This window comes from Streptomyces sp. PsTaAH-124 (assembly GCF_000373685.1).
GTDB classification, from domain to species: Bacteria; Actinomycetota; Actinomycetes; order Streptomycetales; family Streptomycetaceae; genus Streptomyces; species Streptomyces andamanensis.
In genome coordinates this window covers 79,705-95,380 of the sequence record NZ_KB892160.1, presented here as the reverse complement: position 1 = coordinate 95,380, position 15,676 = coordinate 79,705, and the positions used below count along the sequence as shown (strand labels likewise).

The 15,676-nt window shown below is 72.8% G+C and carries 12 protein-coding genes; 1 reads left to right on the top strand and 11 read right to left on the bottom strand.

The genetic code is table 11. From position 1 onward, the window contains the following. Positions 1-37: 37 nt before the first annotated feature. The 9 genes from B086_RS0106225 to B086_RS0106185 form a co-directional block, all read right to left on the bottom strand. Positions 38-2,362 carry a xanthine dehydrogenase family protein molybdopterin-binding subunit gene (locus B086_RS0106225; RefSeq protein WP_018565544.1) on the bottom strand — a complete coding sequence of 775 codons (2,325 nt, stop codon included), beginning with the start codon at positions 2,360-2,362 and terminating at the stop codon, positions 38-40. Then, entirely contained in the window at positions 2,359-4,512 is a 2,154-nt protein-coding gene (locus B086_RS0106220; RefSeq protein ID WP_018565543.1) for a 2Fe-2S iron-sulfur cluster-binding protein, read from the bottom strand. Before B086_RS0106220 ends, B086_RS0106225 begins: the two co-directional genes overlap by 4 nt. Further along, on the bottom strand, positions 4,509-5,402 hold the full coding sequence (locus B086_RS0106215) for an FAD binding domain-containing protein (protein WP_018565542.1): 894 nt from the start codon (positions 5,400-5,402) through the stop codon (positions 4,509-4,511). The genes B086_RS0106220 and B086_RS0106215 overlap by 4 nt, the downstream gene beginning before the upstream one ends. A gap of 333 nt (positions 5,403-5,735) precedes the next feature. Next, entirely contained in the window at positions 5,736-7,379 is a 1,644-nt protein-coding gene (locus tag B086_RS0106210) for a beta-N-acetylhexosaminidase (RefSeq protein WP_018565541.1), read from the bottom strand. 4 nt (positions 7,380-7,383) lie between these two features. Then, entirely contained in the window at positions 7,384-8,229 is an 846-nt protein-coding gene (locus tag B086_RS0106205; RefSeq protein WP_018565540.1) for a carbohydrate ABC transporter permease, read from the bottom strand. Further along, entirely contained in the window at positions 8,226-9,188 is a 963-nt protein-coding gene (locus tag B086_RS0106200) for a carbohydrate ABC transporter permease (protein ID WP_026252154.1), read from the bottom strand. The genes B086_RS0106205 and B086_RS0106200 overlap by 4 nt, the downstream gene beginning before the upstream one ends. Next, positions 9,185-10,495 (bottom strand): extracellular solute-binding protein, encoded by a 1,311-nt coding sequence (locus tag B086_RS0106195; protein WP_018565538.1) that lies wholly within the window; start codon positions 10,493-10,495, stop codon positions 9,185-9,187. Before B086_RS0106195 ends, B086_RS0106200 begins: the two co-directional genes overlap by 4 nt. Positions 10,496-10,729: 234 nt before the next feature. Continuing rightward, the gene (locus B086_RS39280; RefSeq protein WP_026252153.1) at positions 10,730-11,014 is read right to left on the bottom strand and encodes a DUF3039 domain-containing protein; all 285 of its coding nucleotides are present in this window, start codon (positions 11,012-11,014) and stop codon (positions 10,730-10,732) included. Between the two features lie 28 nt (positions 11,015-11,042). Next, positions 11,043-11,615 carry a YqgE/AlgH family protein gene (locus B086_RS0106185; RefSeq protein ID WP_018565536.1) on the bottom strand — a complete coding sequence of 191 codons (573 nt, stop codon included), beginning with the start codon at positions 11,613-11,615 and terminating at the stop codon, positions 11,043-11,045. 273 nt (positions 11,616-11,888) lie between these two features. Here B086_RS0106185 and murA point away from each other — a divergent pair, with 273 nt between their 5' ends. Further along, a complete protein-coding gene (gene murA / locus B086_RS0106180; protein WP_018565535.1) occupies positions 11,889-13,235 on the top strand; it encodes a UDP-N-acetylglucosamine 1-carboxyvinyltransferase in 1,347 nt (448 codons plus the stop codon). Between the two features lie 153 nt (positions 13,236-13,388). Here murA and B086_RS0106175 read toward each other — a convergent pair whose 3' ends face one another. Further along, positions 13,389-13,670 carry an HU family DNA-binding protein gene (locus B086_RS0106175; protein ID WP_003990598.1) on the bottom strand — a complete coding sequence of 94 codons (282 nt, stop codon included), beginning with the start codon at positions 13,668-13,670 and terminating at the stop codon, positions 13,389-13,391. Positions 13,671-14,069: 399 nt separating this feature from the next. Then, positions 14,070-15,509, bottom strand: coding sequence for an NAD-dependent malic enzyme (locus B086_RS0106170; RefSeq protein ID WP_018565534.1), 1,440 nt, complete (start codon positions 15,507-15,509; stop codon positions 14,070-14,072). Between the last annotated feature and the right edge of the window lie 167 nt (positions 15,510-15,676).

The following is a 15,676-nucleotide window of genomic DNA, read 5'->3' as shown; positions in this document are numbered from 1 at the left end:
CGCCCCCGGCCTGGGGAAACACCCGGGGAACGGGTGGTCACCCGCCGGTGACGACCGCGGCCTGGGGGCGGATCGGCAGGCGGTTGACCGGGCGGCCGGTGGCGGCGCGCACGGCGGAGGCGATCGCCGCCGGGCAGGTGACGACCGGGACCGCGCTGACCGCCTTGGCGCCGAAGGGGGCCACGACGTCCCGTTCCTCGACCAGGCGCACGATCTGGATGTCGGGCGTGTCCAGGGCGGTGGGCAGGGCGTAGCCCGTGAGGTCGGGGTGGCGGAGCAGGCCGCGCGGGGCGCGCAGGTTCTCCGTGAGGGCGATGCCCACGCCCTGGGTGACGCCCGCCTCGATCCGGGCGGCCAGCTGCGCGGGGTTGAGGACGCGTCCGACGTCCTGGGCCACGGCCAGCTCCACCACCCGCACCGAGCCCAGCTCGATGTCGACGTCCACCACCGCGCGGATCGCGCAGAAGGCGAGGCCGACGAAGGCGTCGCCCTGGCCCGACTCGTCCAGCGGTTCCGTGGGGTGCGGGCGGCACTGCGCCGTGGCCCACAGCTCCTTGCCCTCCATTGCCTCGGTGACCGTGGTCGACAGCACGCCGTCGTAGGAGGTGATCTTGCCGTCGGCGATCTGGAGGAGTTCGGTGGACATGCCGAACTTGTGCGCCAGCGGCTGGAGGAGCTGGGTGCGGACCATCTTCGCCGCCCGTTCCACCGCGCCGCCCGACACCCAGGTGTGGCGGCCGCGGCAGCCCGCTCCGGCCGAGGGCTGGTCGGTGTCGACGGGGGCCACGTGCACCTCGTCGACGCCCAGCGTCTCCTGGACGATCTGCCGGGCGAGCGTGGTGAATCCCTGGCCGGTCTCGACGGCCGCGCAGAGCACGGTCGCGACGCCGTCGTGGACCTTCACGGTGGCCGTGGACACCTCGTCGGCGCCCTCCGCGCCGAGCATGTGGACCATGCCCAGGCCGTAGCCCACGCCCCGGCGCACCGCGCCCGGGTCGCCCGCGCCCTCGGGGCCGCCGGGCAGCAGCCACTCGTCCTCGGGGGTGTCCTTGGGCAGCGGCGGCAGCGGCTGGTCCCGTACGGCCTGGAGCAGTTCGGCGACCGGTGCCGGGCAGGTCACCGTCTGGCCGGTGGGCAGCACGTCGCCGGTGGCCAGCACGTTGCGCAGGCGCAGTTCGGCCGGGTCGACGCCGAGTTTCCTGGCCAGTTTGTCCATCTGCGCCTCGTAGGCGGCGCACACCTGGAGGGCGCCCTCGCCGCGTACATGGCCCGAGGGCGGGTTGTTGGTGCGTACCGCCCAGCCCTCGATGAAGGCGTGCGGGACGACGTACGGGCCGCAGGCGAAGGACACGGCGGCGGCCAGGGCCTCGGCGGAGGTGTCGGCGTAGGCGCCCGCGTCCAGCAGGATCTGCGCCTCGACCTTCACCAGCCGCCCGTCGGCGTCGGCGTGGTGGCGGTAGCGCAGCAGGGTGGGGTGGCGGTGGACATGGCCGAGGAAGGACTCCTCGCGGGTCGCCGTCAGCTTCACCGGGCAGCCGGTGCGCAGCGCCAGCAGGCCCAGCGGGAGCTGGAAGCCCTGGTCCTCGCGGTCGGCCGTGGCGCCGGGCACACCGGTGACGACGATCTTGACGCGGTCGGGCGCCAGGCCGTAGCAGGCGGCGAGCGTGTCCCGGTCGGCGTGCGGGTCGGTGGAGGCCACGTACAGCTCGACGCCGCCGTCCGGGCGGGGCACCGCGAGCCCGGCCTCGGCGCCGATGGGCGCCGGGTCCTGGCGGCCGATGCGGTACAGACCCTCGACGACGACCTCTCCGGCCGCCTCCGGGTCGCCGTGGCGCAGCGGGATGTGCCGGATCAGATTGCCGTCGGGGTGCAGCGGTTCGGCCTCGAACGCCTGCTCGGGGTCGGTGACCGGATCGAGCACCTCGTACTCGACGATGACAGCGGCGGCGGCCATCCGCGCGGTGTCCGGGTGGTCGGCGGCGACGGCGGCGATGGGCTCGCCGTGGTGGCGTACGACGTCGGAGGCGAACACCGGCCGGTCGGCCCGGCCCCGGCCGTACAGGGGGCTGCCGGGCACGTCCTCGTGGGTGACGACAGCGCGGACACCGGGCATCTCGCGCGCGTGGCGGGTGTCGATGGACACGATGCGCGCGTGCGGGTGCGGTGAGCGCAGCACGGCCGCCCACAGCAGGCCCTCGGCCCACAGGTCGGCCGCGTACGGGAAGGTGCCCTCCGTCTTGGCGCGGGCGTCGGCGGGCGGCAGCGAGGAACCGATCCCGTGCGGCAGCGGCTCCGGCGCGGACGCGGTCTCCGCGGCGGAGGCGGCGGAAGCGGTGGCAGCGGTGCCGGCGTCGTTGCTCACGCCTGGCCTCCGTCCTGGCCGTAGGGGTCGTGCGGGTGGTGCGGATCGTGCGTGTCGTGCGGTGGTTCGTGCGGGGCGTGCGCCTCGCCGTGGCCCTGCGGGTCCGGGTGCGGGCGCGGGTGTCCGTGCGTGTCGGGCGTGTCGAAGGCGGACGGGTGGACGCCGCCCGCTCCGGGGCCCGCCTGGTGCGGGATGCGGGGCTCGTCGGTGTCCGGGGCGCCGCCGCCGTCGGCGGGGTGCCGCGCGGTGCGGTGGTCCGCGCCCGCGGACTCGGCCGCCGCGTGTTCCGCCGCGGCCTGTGCCTCGCGTTCGGCGACGACCTCCTCGACGGCCCGCAGGACGCCCTTGTAGCCCGAGCAGCGGCACAGGTTGCCGCACAGGGCCTGCCGGGCCTCGCGCTCGCTCGGGGCCGGGTTGCCCTCCAGCAGGTCGTGCACGGTCATCGCCATGCCGGGCACGCAGAAGCCGCACTGCACCGCGCCGCAGCGCGCGAGCGCCCGCTGCACGTCCGAGGGCTGCCCGTCGGCGGCCAGGCCCTCGACGGTACGGACCTCGCTGCCGGCCGTGGTGACGGCGGGCACCAGGCAGGAGGCGACGAGGCGGCCGTCCACCTGCACGTTGCAGGCGCCGCACTCGCCCTGCGAGCAGCCGTCCTTGGCGCCCGCGAGGCCGAGCCGCTCGCGCAGCACGTAGAGCAGCGACTCACCGATCCAGGCGTCGGTGACGGGACGGTCCACGCCGTTGACGCGCAGCACGTAGGAGGCGAGCGGGTGTTCGTCCTGCGGCGGCACGGGGGGCGGGCCCTGCGGGTCCGGTGCGGTCGCCGTCCCGGGGTGGGGGGTGTCGGTGCCGGGGCCGTCCTCGGGCTCGGCGGCTTCGGGGGCCGCCTCCGTGGTCGCGGCCGCGTCCGCATCCGCCTCGGTCGTTCCGGTCGCTTCGGCCGGTCCGGTCTGTCCAGGGTCCGTGGCGTCGGGGGCCGTGTCGGGGCCGGGGGCGGGTTCGGCCGCCGGGGCGGGGGTGTCCTCCGGGGCCGTGGGCGGCTCCTGGGCGGCCCGGGAAGCGGCGGGTGCGTCCTCGGCCGCGACAGGGGACGCGGGCGGCTCGGTGGCGCCCTCGGCGGCCTCCACGGGGCCTTCGCCGTCCTCCGCCGGGGTCTCCTCGGGGAGTTGTCCGGCGGCGGGCTCGGCCGGGTGGCCTGCTCCGGTGGGCTGCGCGGGCCGCGTGGGACCCGTGGCCTCCGGTGCCTCGGCGGGGTCCTCCGCCGGTGCCTCCGGTACCGCCGCCTCGGTCGGCGCAGGATGCCCGGGGTGCCCCGGATGCCCGGAAGCAGCCCCCGGGTGGTCGGTCGTCGGGTGCTCCGGCGCCGGGGCCGGGAGACCGGCTCCGTACGAGTGCCCGGACGGGTCGCTCCCGTACGCCTGCCCCCCCTCGTACGGCTGGTCACTCTCGTACGGCCGGTCGGCCCCGTAGGGCCGGTCGTCGCTCTCGTAGGGCTGCGGCGGGGCGGGTTCCTGCGCGGTCCGGCCCCACGGCTGGCCCGCGCCCTCCGTGGCCCAGGGGGCGGGGGCGCCGCCGGGCAGGGTGGCCGGCGGGGTGCCGCCCCACTGCTCGATGAGGGCCGACGTGGTGAACTCGCCGGATTCGTCCGGGATGTCACCCCCGGCCACCGGAATCGACCACTGCCCGGTCACATCGTGTCCGGGCACCGCTCCCCGCGCCGCCGCCTCCTGGTGGTGGCCCGGGTGCTCCTGATGCCCGTGGTCCTCCTGGAAGTTCCACTGCTGGGTCGCGTCCGGCCGGTAGGCGTACGGGGCGCCCGCGCCCGGGTCGCCGCCGGTGCCCTCGTCCTGCCGGGGCACCGCGTTCGGGTCGGGCCAGCCCGCCCCCGGGGCGGGCACGCCGGGCACCGCCCAGGTGCCGGTGGCCGCCGGGTCGGTGGCCTCGGCCGGGGCGGCGGTGACCGTTATCTGCGGCGGCACATAGCCGTGGCCGGGCGCGGCGAGCGGGCTGTCGGCGGCCAGCAGGGCGTCGACACCGCCCTCGGGGAGCTGCACGAACGCGGTGGCGCCGTCGTCGTAGTCGCCCTGCGGCAGCGGGTCCCACCGGCCGCCGCCGTGAGGCGTGCCCTGTCCGTGCTGGTCGTCGGTCACGACAGCGCCCTCCCCAGTGCTCGTCGGGCCAGTGCGGCGACGGTCCGCCGCAGGTGCAGTACGGCGGGCGGCAGTTGCTGCACCGAGCCGTCCTCGGCCGGAACCGGGTCGGGGATGCAGGCCGCGGCCACGTACTCGCCGAAGGCGTCCAGCGCCTCCGGGACGATCGCGCGGCCGTTGTCCCAGTCGATGAGCGAGGCCACCCACTGCTCGGCGTCCAGCGGCCTGAGCGGCATCGGCGCTATGGCGCCCACCGCGCAGCGCACCCCGCGCCGGGCCGGGTCGAGGACCAGCGCCACGGACGCGACCGCGCGGCCGGGGCCGGTGCGGCCGGTCGCCTTGAGGAAGACCTGCGGCGCGTGCAGCAGCGGGACGCGTACGTAGCCGATGAGTTCGCCGCCGCGGAGCATCTCCACACCGGCCAGCAGGTGCGAGACCGGGAGTTCGCGGCGGGCGCCGTCCGGACCCGCGACGATCAGGGTCGCCTCCAGGGCGGCCAGCACCGGCAGCGCGTCCCCGGTGGGGGCGGCCGAGGCGATGTTGCCGCCCAGGGTCCCGGCGTTGCGGATGTGCGGCGGTCCGGCGGCGCGGGCGGCGGCGGCGAGCGCCGGGATCAGGGCGGCGAAGTCGGGACGGCCCATCCGCGCGTGGGTGAGACCGGCGCCGAGCAGCGCGTGCCCGTCCTGGTACTGCCAGCCGCGGATCTCGCTGATCCGGCCGAGGCCGACCAGCGCGGCGGGCCTGAGCTGCCCGGAGTTGACGGCGGCCATGAGGTCGGTGCCGCCGGCCACGGGCACGGCGGCGGGCATGGCCGCGAGTGCCGCCACGGCCTCGTCGAGCGTCGTGGGCAGCGTGACGGCCTGCGCCGCCTGTGGTGCGTGCGTGGTCAAACCGGCTGCCCCTTCCCGCTGCCCCACTGGTCCCACCCGTGCTGCCGTACGGTACGGCCTGACAGGGCGGACGTGGCAACTCTGGCACATCTTCGCAGGGCTCGCGGACACGGGTCCGCGCGGAGGCGTTCGCCCACCTCATCGGGGGCCGGGTCCGTTTTGGCGCGGGATCACCGATGCGAGCGAATTACCGGTGTTCGCTGACACTTGCGGTGTATTTCCGCCGCCAGTTCGAGACAGACGGACGGCACGGACGGTACGGCGACACGGCGGTGCGGTACGGACGGCCACGCCGCCCGCACCGCACCCCCGCCCGGCCTTGGCCGCCGCCCGCTACCTGACCGGCGGCGGGCCGTCGATCGGCCGCCCCAGGACGCCGGGCCTGCGCTGCCAGGGGTGCGGTCCGGCGGGCGGCCGGTAGCCGACCCCCAGCGCGTCCAGACGCCGGTAGTGGGCCGTCATCCGCTCCTCGAACCCGGCGAAGTCCCGCTGCTCCGGAGCGGGCAGGGCGCTCCAGGCGACCTCCGCGAAGGCGGCCAGCCGGGGGAAGGCCTGGTAGTCCACGCGCGCGGGGCTGTCCATCACCTCGCTCCACAGGTTGGCCTGGGTGCCCAGCACATGGCCGGTGAACTCCGGTTCCAGACCGGCCGGAACCGGCTCGAACCGGTAGACGTCCTCCAGGGTGCGGACGAAGCCGATCGGTACGGGTTCGTCGGCGCCGCCATCCTGCCGGTGGTCCAGGTACACGTGCTGCTCGGGGCACATGACGACGTCGTGTCCCGCGCGCGCGGCGGCGAGTCCGCCCGCGTAGCCGCGCCAGGACGCGACGGCCGCGCCCTCGGCGAGGCCGCCCTCCAGGATCTCGTCCCAGCCGATGAGCCGGCGTCCGCGCGCGGCGAGCCATGTGTCGAAGTGGCGGATGAACCAGGACTGGAGCTCGTCCTCGTCGGCCAGTCCGAGCTCCTTGATGCGGGCCTGGGCGGTGGCCGAGGCGCGCCACTGCTCCTTGGGGCACTCGTCGCCGCCGATGTGGAAGAAGTCCGAGAACGGCGCGGCGTCCGGCGGGAAGAGGTCGAGCAGTTCCTCGAAGACGCCCTCGTAGAAGCGCACGGTGGCGTCGGTCGGGGCGAGCACGTTCTTGCTGACGCCCCAGTCGTCCCAGACGCCGAGGGCGGCGGTGTCGACGACGTCGGTGTTGCCGAGCTCCGGGTAGGCGGCGATGGCGGCCTGGGAGTGCCCCGGTACGTCCACCTCGGGGACGACGGTGATGTGCCGCTCGGCGGCGTAGGCGACGATCTCCCGGATGTCGTCCTGGGTGTAGTGGCCGCCGTGCGGCTTGTCCTCCCACAGCGGGGAGGCCCGGTGGCCGTACTTGGTGCGGGAGCGCCAGGAGCCGGTGGCGGTCAGCTCCGGGTAGCGCTTGATCTCGACGCGCCAGCCCTGGTCGTCCGTCAGGTGGAAGTGCAGGACGTTGAGTTTGTGGGCGGCCATCAGGTCGAGGTAGCGCAGGACGCCGTCCTTGGGCATGAAGTGCCGGGCGACGTCCAGCATCACGCCGCGCCAGCGGAAGCGCGGGGTGTCCTCGATCTCGGTGAGCGGCAGCCGCCAGCGGCCGCCGGGCAGCGGCGCGCGCCGGAAGGCGGCCGGGCCGAGGAGCTGGCGCAGCGTCTGGGCGCCCCAGAAGAGCCCGGCGGGGCCGCCGCCCGCGAGGTCGGCGCCCCGCTCAGTGACCGTCAGGCGGTAGCCCTCGGGCCCGAGGTCGCGGGCGACGGTGTCGTCCAGGCGCAGGCGCAGGGTGCCGTCGTCACCGGCCGGGGCGGGGGCCAGCGGCAGTCCGGTGGCGGCGCCGAGGGCGGTGCGCAGCCAGCGTTCGGTGCGCCCGGTGCCCTCGCCCGCCGACACCGTGGTGTCCGGGCCCAGTTCGAGGAAGCGTTCCTCGTCGGCCGTCGCACGCCCTGGCTGGGGGATCACGTCCATCACGTCAGTCCTTTACCGCTCCGCCGAGGCCGGAGACGAGTCGTCGTTGTACGAGTACGAAGAAGATCAGTACCGGGATCGTCATCACCGTGGACGCGGCCATCACCCCGCCCCAGTCGGGGTCGTCGGGCTTGTAGAAGACCAGCAGCGCCATCGGCAGCGTCGACTGGGAGGTGTCGCTGATGATGAAGGACTTCGCGAACAGGAAGTCGTTCCAGGTCGAGATGAAGGAGAACACACTGGTCGCCACGAGTCCGGGGAAGACCAGCGGGAAGAGGATCTGCCACAGGAAGCGCGCCCGGCCGGCGCCGTCGAGGTAGGCGGCCTCCTCCAGGGCCTCGGGCACGGCCTTGACGAAGCCGCGCAGCATCCAGATCGCGAACGGCAGCGAGAAGGCGATGTGCGGCAGGATCAGCGAGCCCAGGGTGTTGAGCTGGCCGAAGTCCCGCATCAGGAAGAACAGCGGGATGGTGAGCGCCTCCACGGGCACCATCTGGGCCACCAGGAACATGATCAGCAGGGTGGTCCGGAAGCGGAAGCGGAACCGGGTGACGGCGGTCGCCGCCAGGAACGAGATCAGCGCGGAGGCGATCACCACGGTGCCCGCGACGAGCAGGCTGTTGAGGAAGTAGCGGCCGAACTCCTGCTGGCCGAAGACCCGTCGGAAGGAGTCCAGGGAGGGGGACGCCGTCCAGGGGCGCGGTTCGGCGGACTCGATCTCCCCGGCCGGTTTGAAGGCGCTCAGCACCATCCAGTACAGCGGGAAGGCGACCACGGCCGCGATCAGCAGCGCCGACGCCTCGGCGGCGAGCCGCCAGGGGCGGCGCACCCAGGTGCGCACCAGGCTCACAGCTCCTCCCCCTGGCGGCGCAGCAGCCGCAGATAGACCAGCGTCACGGCCAGCAGGATCAGCAGCATCACGACGCCGATGGCGGAGCCGAGGCTGTACTGCGAGGACGCGAACGCCTTCTGGTAGGCGTAGACGTTGAGGACGAGGTTCTGTCCGGCGATGCCGCCGCCGTTCGTCATGACGTAGATCTGGGTGAAGACCTTGAAGTCCCAGATGACGGACTGGATGGTGACCACGACGAGGATCGGCCGCAGCATCGGCGCCAGCACCGAGCGCCAGATCCGCCACTGGGAGGCGCCGTCCAGCGCGGCGGCCTCCAGCACCTCGGAGGGGACGGCGCGGATCCCGGCGTAGACGGTCACCATGACGAACGGGAAGGAGCACCAGACCACTTCGAGCAGGACGAGCAGGAAGGCGCTGTAGCGGCCGTACGTCCAGGAGTGGTCGCCCAGGCCGAGGATCTTGTTGACGGGTCCGAAGTCGGCGTCGAACAGCAGCAGCCAGACCGTGGAGCCGGTGACCGCGGGGGTCGCCCAGGCGCCGAGGGCGGCGAGCATCAGCGCGAGCCGCGGCACGGCGCGCACCCGGGTGAGGAGCACGGCGAGCGCGCAGCCGGCGGCGAGGGTGCACAGCACGCAGGCCGCCGCGAACACCACGGTGGCCAGCAGGACCCGCCAGAACTGGTCGTCGCCGAACAGTTCGGCGTAGTTGCCCAGGCCCTGGAAGGTGGCCGGCTGTCCGCCGCTGACCTGGGCCTGGGTGTACTCCAGGAAGGAGATCAGGCCGAGCTGGTAGACGGGGTAGACGAGCAGTCCGCCGAGGACGACGAGGGCGGGGGCGAGATACAGCCAGGGGGTGACGGCGCGCCCGCCGGGGCGCGGGGCGCCGCGCGGGCGGCCGCGGAGCGCCCGCGGCCGTCCGCGCACCACGCCCTGCGGGCTCGTGGGCGAAGCGGTCATCCGACGGAGCCGAACGCGTCGTTCATCTTCTTCGCGGCGTCCCCGGCGGCGGCCGCGACGTCCTTCTTGCCGCTGACGATCTCCTGGAACATGGTCGGCAGCACCAGCGAGGAGTCGATCTGCGCCCAGGCGGGCGAGGCCGGCACGAACTCGGTGCCCGCGGCGAGGGTGTCGACGAAGGGCTTCACGAAGGGGTTCTTCGCGGCGACCTCCCGGCGCACGTCCGTGAAGGTGGGCAGGAAGCCCATCGCGTCGAACGTCTGGGCCTGGGTCTTCTTCGAGGCGAGCCGCTCCATCAGGTCCACGGCGAGGCTGCGGTGCGCGGTGCTCTTGAGCACGCCGATGTTGTTGCCGCCCGCGAAGGCGGGGGCGATGGAGCCGGCCTTGACGCCCGGCAGCGGCACGACCGCGTACTTGCCCTTGGCCTTGCCCGCCTCCACGGCCTGGTGGCTGAAGTCGCCGCCGACCGCCATGGCGGCCTTGCCCGCGGCGAAGGCGGTGATGGTGTCGTTGCCGGTCATCCCGGCGCACTTGGCGGCGGGGCAGTTGTCGTCGCCGAACAGGTCCGTGTACTGCTCGATGCCCTTGCGGGCCGCGGGGGTGTCGATCGCGGAGGCGTAGGAGCCGCCCTGGCCGGTGGCGAGGGCGCCGCCGTTGGCCCAGATGAACGGCATGGCGCCGTAGGTGTAGGCGCCGCCGACGGCGAGGCCGTACAGGCCGGGCTTCTGAGACCGGATCTTCCTGGCGGTGCGGGCCAGTTCGTCCAGGGTCTTCGGCGGCTGGAGGTTCAGCTCCCGGAAGACGTCCGTGCGGTAGTACAGGGCGCGGACGCCGACGAAGTACGGGGCTCCGTAGACCTTTCCGTCCACCGTGACCGAGGTGCGGGCGGTGGGGTCGGTGTCCTTGGCCTCCTTCCAGGCGCCGAACTCGGCGGTGACGTCGGCGAGTCCGCCGTCCTTGACGTAGCCGGCGGTGTCGGTGTTGCCGTACTCGATGACGTCGGGGGCGCTCTTCGGGTCGTTGAAGGCGGCCTTGATCCGCTGGGCGCGGGTCTCCACGGGGATGTACTCGACGGTGACCTTCGTGTCCTTGTGGGCCGTGCGGAAGTCGGCGAGGACCTGTGCGACCACCTGTTCCTTCGGCTTGTTGTTGACCTCCTGGAACATCCAGAGGCGCACGGTGCCGGACTTCTCGTCCTTGCCGGAGGAGGAGTTGTCGGAGGTCTGCGGGGCGCAGGCGGTGGCGGCGACGACGGCCGCGGCGGCCAGCAGGGCCAGTCGGCCGGGGAGTCTTGCGGAGAGCTTCATGGAGCGGTTCCTCCGGTCAGTGTTGCAACATATGCAATGGCGGTTTTGCTCTGCACAACACCACGGAGGCTAGGTACTCCATGAACGCGACGACAAGAGGTCTCAACCACTCTGTGACCGCCCGACGCACCCCGTGCAACGCGGGAACGCACAAAGGCCCCCGAAGCGCGCGAAACGCACTCGGGGGCCCAGTCGGCCCGAAGGCCCGCGGGACGGGCGGGGAAAGCCGGTGGTCTACTTCTTGTCGCCGCCCTTGCCCTGGTCGCCGCCGCCGCTCATGGACTCGTAGATCTCCTTGCACAGCGGGCAGACCGGGTACTTCTTCGGGTCACGGCCCGGCACCCACACCTTGCCGCACAGCGCCACGACGGGTGTCCCGTCCAGGGCGCTCGCCATGATCTTGTCCTTCTGGACGTAGTGGGCGAAGCGCTCGTGGTCGCCGTCTCCGTGGGACACCTGCGGCGTCGGCTCTACGAGGGTTCCCGTACCAGTGCCGCGCTCGGGCTCGAGAGTGCTCATACGCCAAGGGTACTGAAGTGCGCGGGCATCAGTTGAGCGACGGGTCGTCCGGGTAGGTGGCGACCATCGCCAGCTCGCTGCGCTGCCTGCGCAGCACCTCGCGCCACAGCCGCTCGGGGAACGGGGAGGACACGTCGCCCGGTTCCGACTCGACGACGTACCAGGCGCCCTCCCCCAGCTCGCCCTCCAGCTGCCCGGGGCCCCAGCCCGCGTACCCGGCGAAGATGCGCAGCGAACCGAGGGCGGAGGCCAGCAGCTCCGGCGGCGCCTCCAGGTCGACCAGGCCGATCGCGCCGTGCACCCGGCGCCAGCCCAGCGGGGCGCGGCCGCCCGCGCCGCCGCCCGGGATGACGGCGACACCGAGCGCGGAGTCCAGCGAGACCGGCCCGCCCTGGAAGACGACGCCCGGCTCCCCGGCCAGGTCCGCCCAGCCGGCCAGGATGTCACCCACGTCCACCGGGGTGGGCCGGTTGAGGACGACACCGAGGGAACCCTCCTCGTCGTGGTCGAGAAGGAGCACCACCGCACGGTCGAAGTTCGGGTCCGCCAGGGCGGGCGTGGCCACGAGCAGCCGCCCTGTGAGCGAGGACACCTCGGTCATGCCAGACATGATCCCGCATCTTCCCCCGGCGTGGGGGACCAATCCGGCTACCGGAGTGAGGACGCGCCCGGGGCACGGGAGCGTCGCGGGCGCACGACCACGGCGGTCACCGCACGTGCCCGGTGCCCGACACTTCGTGTTGTGACACAGCCATGACGTACGGGTGGTGCACAGGCTTACGAAAGCAGGCTCCGCCGCGACTAGTCTGTCTGTCCGGCCCCTGCCCGAGTGACCGGCCGCGCCCCTGCCCCACCTCATCGGAACGCGAGATACATGACCGTCAACGGCACTGATGACGTACTGCTTGTCCACGGCGGAACCCCGCTGGAGGGCGAGATCCGTGTCCGCGGTGCGAAGAACCTCGTACCGAAGGCCATGGTCGCCGCTCTGCTGGGCAGCGAACCGAGCCGGCTGCGCAATGTTCCGGACATCCGTGACGTGCGCGTCGTACGCGGTCTGCTGCAACTGCACGGGGTGACGGTCCGTCCGGGTGAGGAGCCGGGCGAGCTGGTGCTCGACCCGACCCGGGTGGAGAGCGCCAACGTGGCCGACATCGATGCCCACGCGGGCTCCAGCCGCATCCCGATCCTGTTCTGCGGCCCGCTGCTGCACCGGCTCGGCCACGCCTTCATCCCCGGTCTGGGCGGCTGCGACATCGGCGGCCGGCCCATCGACTTCCACTTCGACGTGCTGCGGCAGTTCGGCGCGACGATCGAGAAGCGCGCGGACGGCCAGTACCTGGAGGCACCGCAGCGGCTGCGCGGCACCAAGATCCGGCTGCCCTACCCGTCGGTGGGCACGACCGAGCAGGTGCTGCTGACGGCCGTACTCGCCGAAGGCGTCACCGAGTTGTCCAACGCGGCCGTCGAGCCGGAGATCGAGGACCTGATCTGCGTCTTGCAGAAGATGGGCGCGATCATCGCGATGGACACCGACCGCACCATCCGCATCACCGGTGTCGACAAGCTCGGCGGCTACACCCACCGCGCCCTCTCGGACCGCCTGGAGGCGGCCTCCTGGGCGTCGGCGGCGCTGGCCACCGAGGGCAACATCTACGTCCGCGGCGCCCAGCAGCGGTCGATGATGACCTTCCTGAACACCTACCGGAAGGTGGGCGGTGCCTTCGAGATCGACGACGAGGGCATCCGGTTCTGGCACCCCGGCGGGCAGTTGACGTCCATCGCGCTGGAGACGGACGTGCACCCCGGCTTCCAGACGGACTGGCAGCAGCCGCTGGTGGTCGCCCTCACCCAGGCGACCGGCCTGTCGATCGTCCACGAGACGGTCTACGAGTCCCGCCTCGGCTTCACCTCCGCGCTCAACCAGATGGGCGCGCACATCCAGCTCTACCGCGAGTGCCTGGGCGGCTCCGACTGCCGCTTCGGCCAGCGCAACTTCCTGCACTCCGCGGTGGTGTCGGGCCCCACCCGGCTCCAGGGCGCCGACCTGGTCATCCCCGACCTGCGCGGCGGCTTCTCCTACCTGATCGCCGCCCTGGCCGCCCAGGGCACCTCCCGTGTCCACGGCATCGACCTGATCAACCGCGGCTACGAGAACTTCATGGACAAGCTGGTGGAGCTGGGCGCGAAGGTCGAGCTGCCGGGCCAGGCGCTCGGCTGAGCCACCGGGCACGCGCGCGCGGCCTCCTGCCGGAGGGGCCGCGCGGGTGCGTACGACGACGATGGGGCGGCCCCCGGTGAAGGGGGCCGCCCCATGGACGTTGTCGGCCCTAGCGGGCCCCGTACGCCGTCCCGTGGCGTACGGAAGGCGAGGTCACTTGCCCTTGGCGGCTTCCTTGAGCTTGCTGCCCGCGGAGACCTTCACGCTGTAGCCGGCCGGGATCTGGATCGGCTCGCCGGTCTGCGGGTTGCGGGCGGTGCGAGCGGCACGGTGGGTGCGCTCGAAGGTGAGGAAGCCAGGGATGGTGACCTTCTCGTCCCCCTTGGAGACGATGTCGCCGACGACGTCGGCGAACGCGGCCAGCACGGCGTCGGCGTCCTTGCGGGTCACCTCGGCGCGGTCGGCCAGCGCGGCCACCAGCTCACTGCGGTTCATGTTGTTACTCCCGTGTTCTTCTTGCCGTTGAGGCGTGCCACGCGGCGAAGCCGCATGTTGGGCCAGCCAAGCCGATGCTGCCAGGGTCCTCGGGGGTCCCCGGACCCGGGTCCCTCGTCAGACCCTCGCGCCCAGGGTGGCATCCTGCCCCCACCTGCGGCGGGAAAGCCAATCCGGCACCCGTAGGAGTCGTGAGAACACCCTTGGGAGTCACACGAAAAGAGGGTCTGCCGGCCAGGGCCTGCCGTCCGGCTCCAGCCGCAGACTCCGGCCAGCCACGATAGGGCGCCCCACTGACAGCGTCCGCCGCGACGCGCCGGGTCCCGGCGCGTCGTGGCGATCATCACGCCCGGGAACCATCGCCCCCGAACGTCCGTTCTGACTGATGCGTGCCGTTTGTCAGACTCCGGTGACCGGGCCGGCCGCCGCGCTCGCACCGGCCGCCCTGGCGGCCTCCCGGACCGCCCCGGCGACGGCCCCGGCGACCTTGTCGTTGAAGACGCTGGGGACGATGTAGTTCGGGTTCAGCTCGCCCTCGGTGACGACGTCGGCCAGCGCCTGGGCGGCGGCGAGCATCATCTCGGTGTTGACGGTGCGCGACTGCGCGTCCAGCAGACCGCGGAAGACACCCGGGAAGACCAGCACGTTGTTGATCTGGTTGGGGAAGTCGGAGCGGCCGGTGGCCACCACCGCGGCCGTCCGGCGGGCGACCGCCGGGTCGACCTCCGGGTCCGGGTTCGCGAGCGCGAACACGATCGCCCCGTCGGCCATGGCGGCCACGTCGGCGCCGTCGAGCACATTGGGCGCCGACACGCCGATGAAGACGTCCGCGCCGCGCACGGCCTCCTTCAGGGTGCCGGTGAGGTTCTCCGGGTTGGTGTTGTCGGCGATCCAGCGCAGCGCCGACTCGGGGGCCGCGTCGACCAGGTCCTCGCGGCCCGCGTGCACCACGCCGTGGATGTCGGCGACGACGGCGTTCTTCACGCCCGCGGCGAGCAGCAGCTTGAGGATGGCGGTACCGGCCGCGCCGGCGCCCGACATCACGACCCGGACGTTCTCGATCGGCTTGTCCACCACGCGCAGGGCGTTGGTGAGCGCGGCGAGCACGACGATCGCGGTGCCGTGCTGGTCGTCGTGGAAGACCGGGATGTCCAGGGCCTCGCGCAGCCGGGCCTCGATCTCGAAGCAGCGGGGCGCGGAGATGTCCTCCAGGTTGATGCCGGCGAACCCGGGGGCGATCGCCTTGACGATCTCGACGATGGCGTCGCTGTCCTGGGTGTCCAGGCAGATCGGCCAGGCGTCGATGCCGGCGAACCGCTTGAAGAGGGCCGCCTTGCCCTCCATGACGGGCAGCGCGGCCTTGGGGCCGATGTTGCCCAGGCCCAGCACCGCGGAGCCGTCCGTCACGACCGCAACGGAGTTCCGCTTGATGGTGAGGCGGCGGGCGTCCTCGGGGTTCTCGGCGATCGCCATGCAGACGCGGGCCACACCCGGCGTGTAGACCATGGAGAGGTCGTCACGGTTGCGGATGGGGTGCTTGGACTGCATCTCGATCTTGCCGCCGAGGTGCATCAGGAACGTACGGTCGGAGACCTTGCCGAGGGTGACACCCTCGATGCCCCGGAGCTGCTCGACGATCTCGTCGGCGTGGCCGGTGGACGTCGCCGCGATGGTGACGTCGATACGGAGCTTCTCGTGGCCGGACGCGGTGACGTCGAGGCCCGTGACCGAGCCTCCGGAGGACTCCACAGCGGTGGTGAGCTGCGAGACTGCCGTTCCGCTCGCGGGCACCTCCAGCCGGATGGTCATCGAGTAGGAGACGCTGGGCGCCGTTGCCATGGCCGACTTCCTCTGCTTTCACCGTGTCGCGAAGTTGTGCCGTCCGATCGTCGCACCTACCCCTGAGTACGTGGTAGCCGCCCCGTATTGCGGACTTTGTGTTCACCGGGAGGCGCTATTTTCGGAAAGTGACTTCCACCATACGAGAAGAGCGGGGGTCACGGTAG

What these genes read in the sequence shown, in the direction of transcription:
- B086_RS0106210 (WP_018565541.1), bottom strand. Translation starts at nt 7,379, where the DNA reads ATGGACGTGATCCCCCAGCCAGGGCGTGCGACGGCCGACGAGGAACGC.
- B086_RS0106200 (WP_026252154.1), bottom strand. Translation starts at nt 9,188, where the DNA reads ATGACCGCTTCGCCCACGAGCCCGCAGGGCGTGGTGCGCGGACGGCCG.
- B086_RS0106195 (WP_018565538.1), bottom strand. Translation starts at nt 10,495, where the DNA reads ATGAAGCTCTCCGCAAGACTCCCCGGCCGACTGGCCCTGCTGGCCGCC.
- B086_RS39280 (WP_026252153.1), bottom strand. Translation starts at nt 11,014, where the DNA reads ATGAGCACTCTCGAGCCCGAGCGCGGCACTGGTACGGGAACCCTCGTA.
- B086_RS0106185 (WP_018565536.1), bottom strand. Translation starts at nt 11,615, where the DNA reads ATGACCGAGGTGTCCTCGCTCACAGGGCGGCTGCTCGTGGCCACGCCC.
- murA (WP_018565535.1), top strand. Translation starts at nt 11,889, where the DNA reads ATGACCGTCAACGGCACTGATGACGTACTGCTTGTCCACGGCGGAACC.
- B086_RS0106175 (WP_003990598.1), bottom strand. Translation starts at nt 13,670, where the DNA reads ATGAACCGCAGTGAGCTGGTGGCCGCGCTGGCCGACCGCGCCGAGGTG.
- B086_RS0106170 (WP_018565534.1), bottom strand. Translation starts at nt 15,509, where the DNA reads ATGGCAACGGCGCCCAGCGTCTCCTACTCGATGACCATCCGGCTGGAG.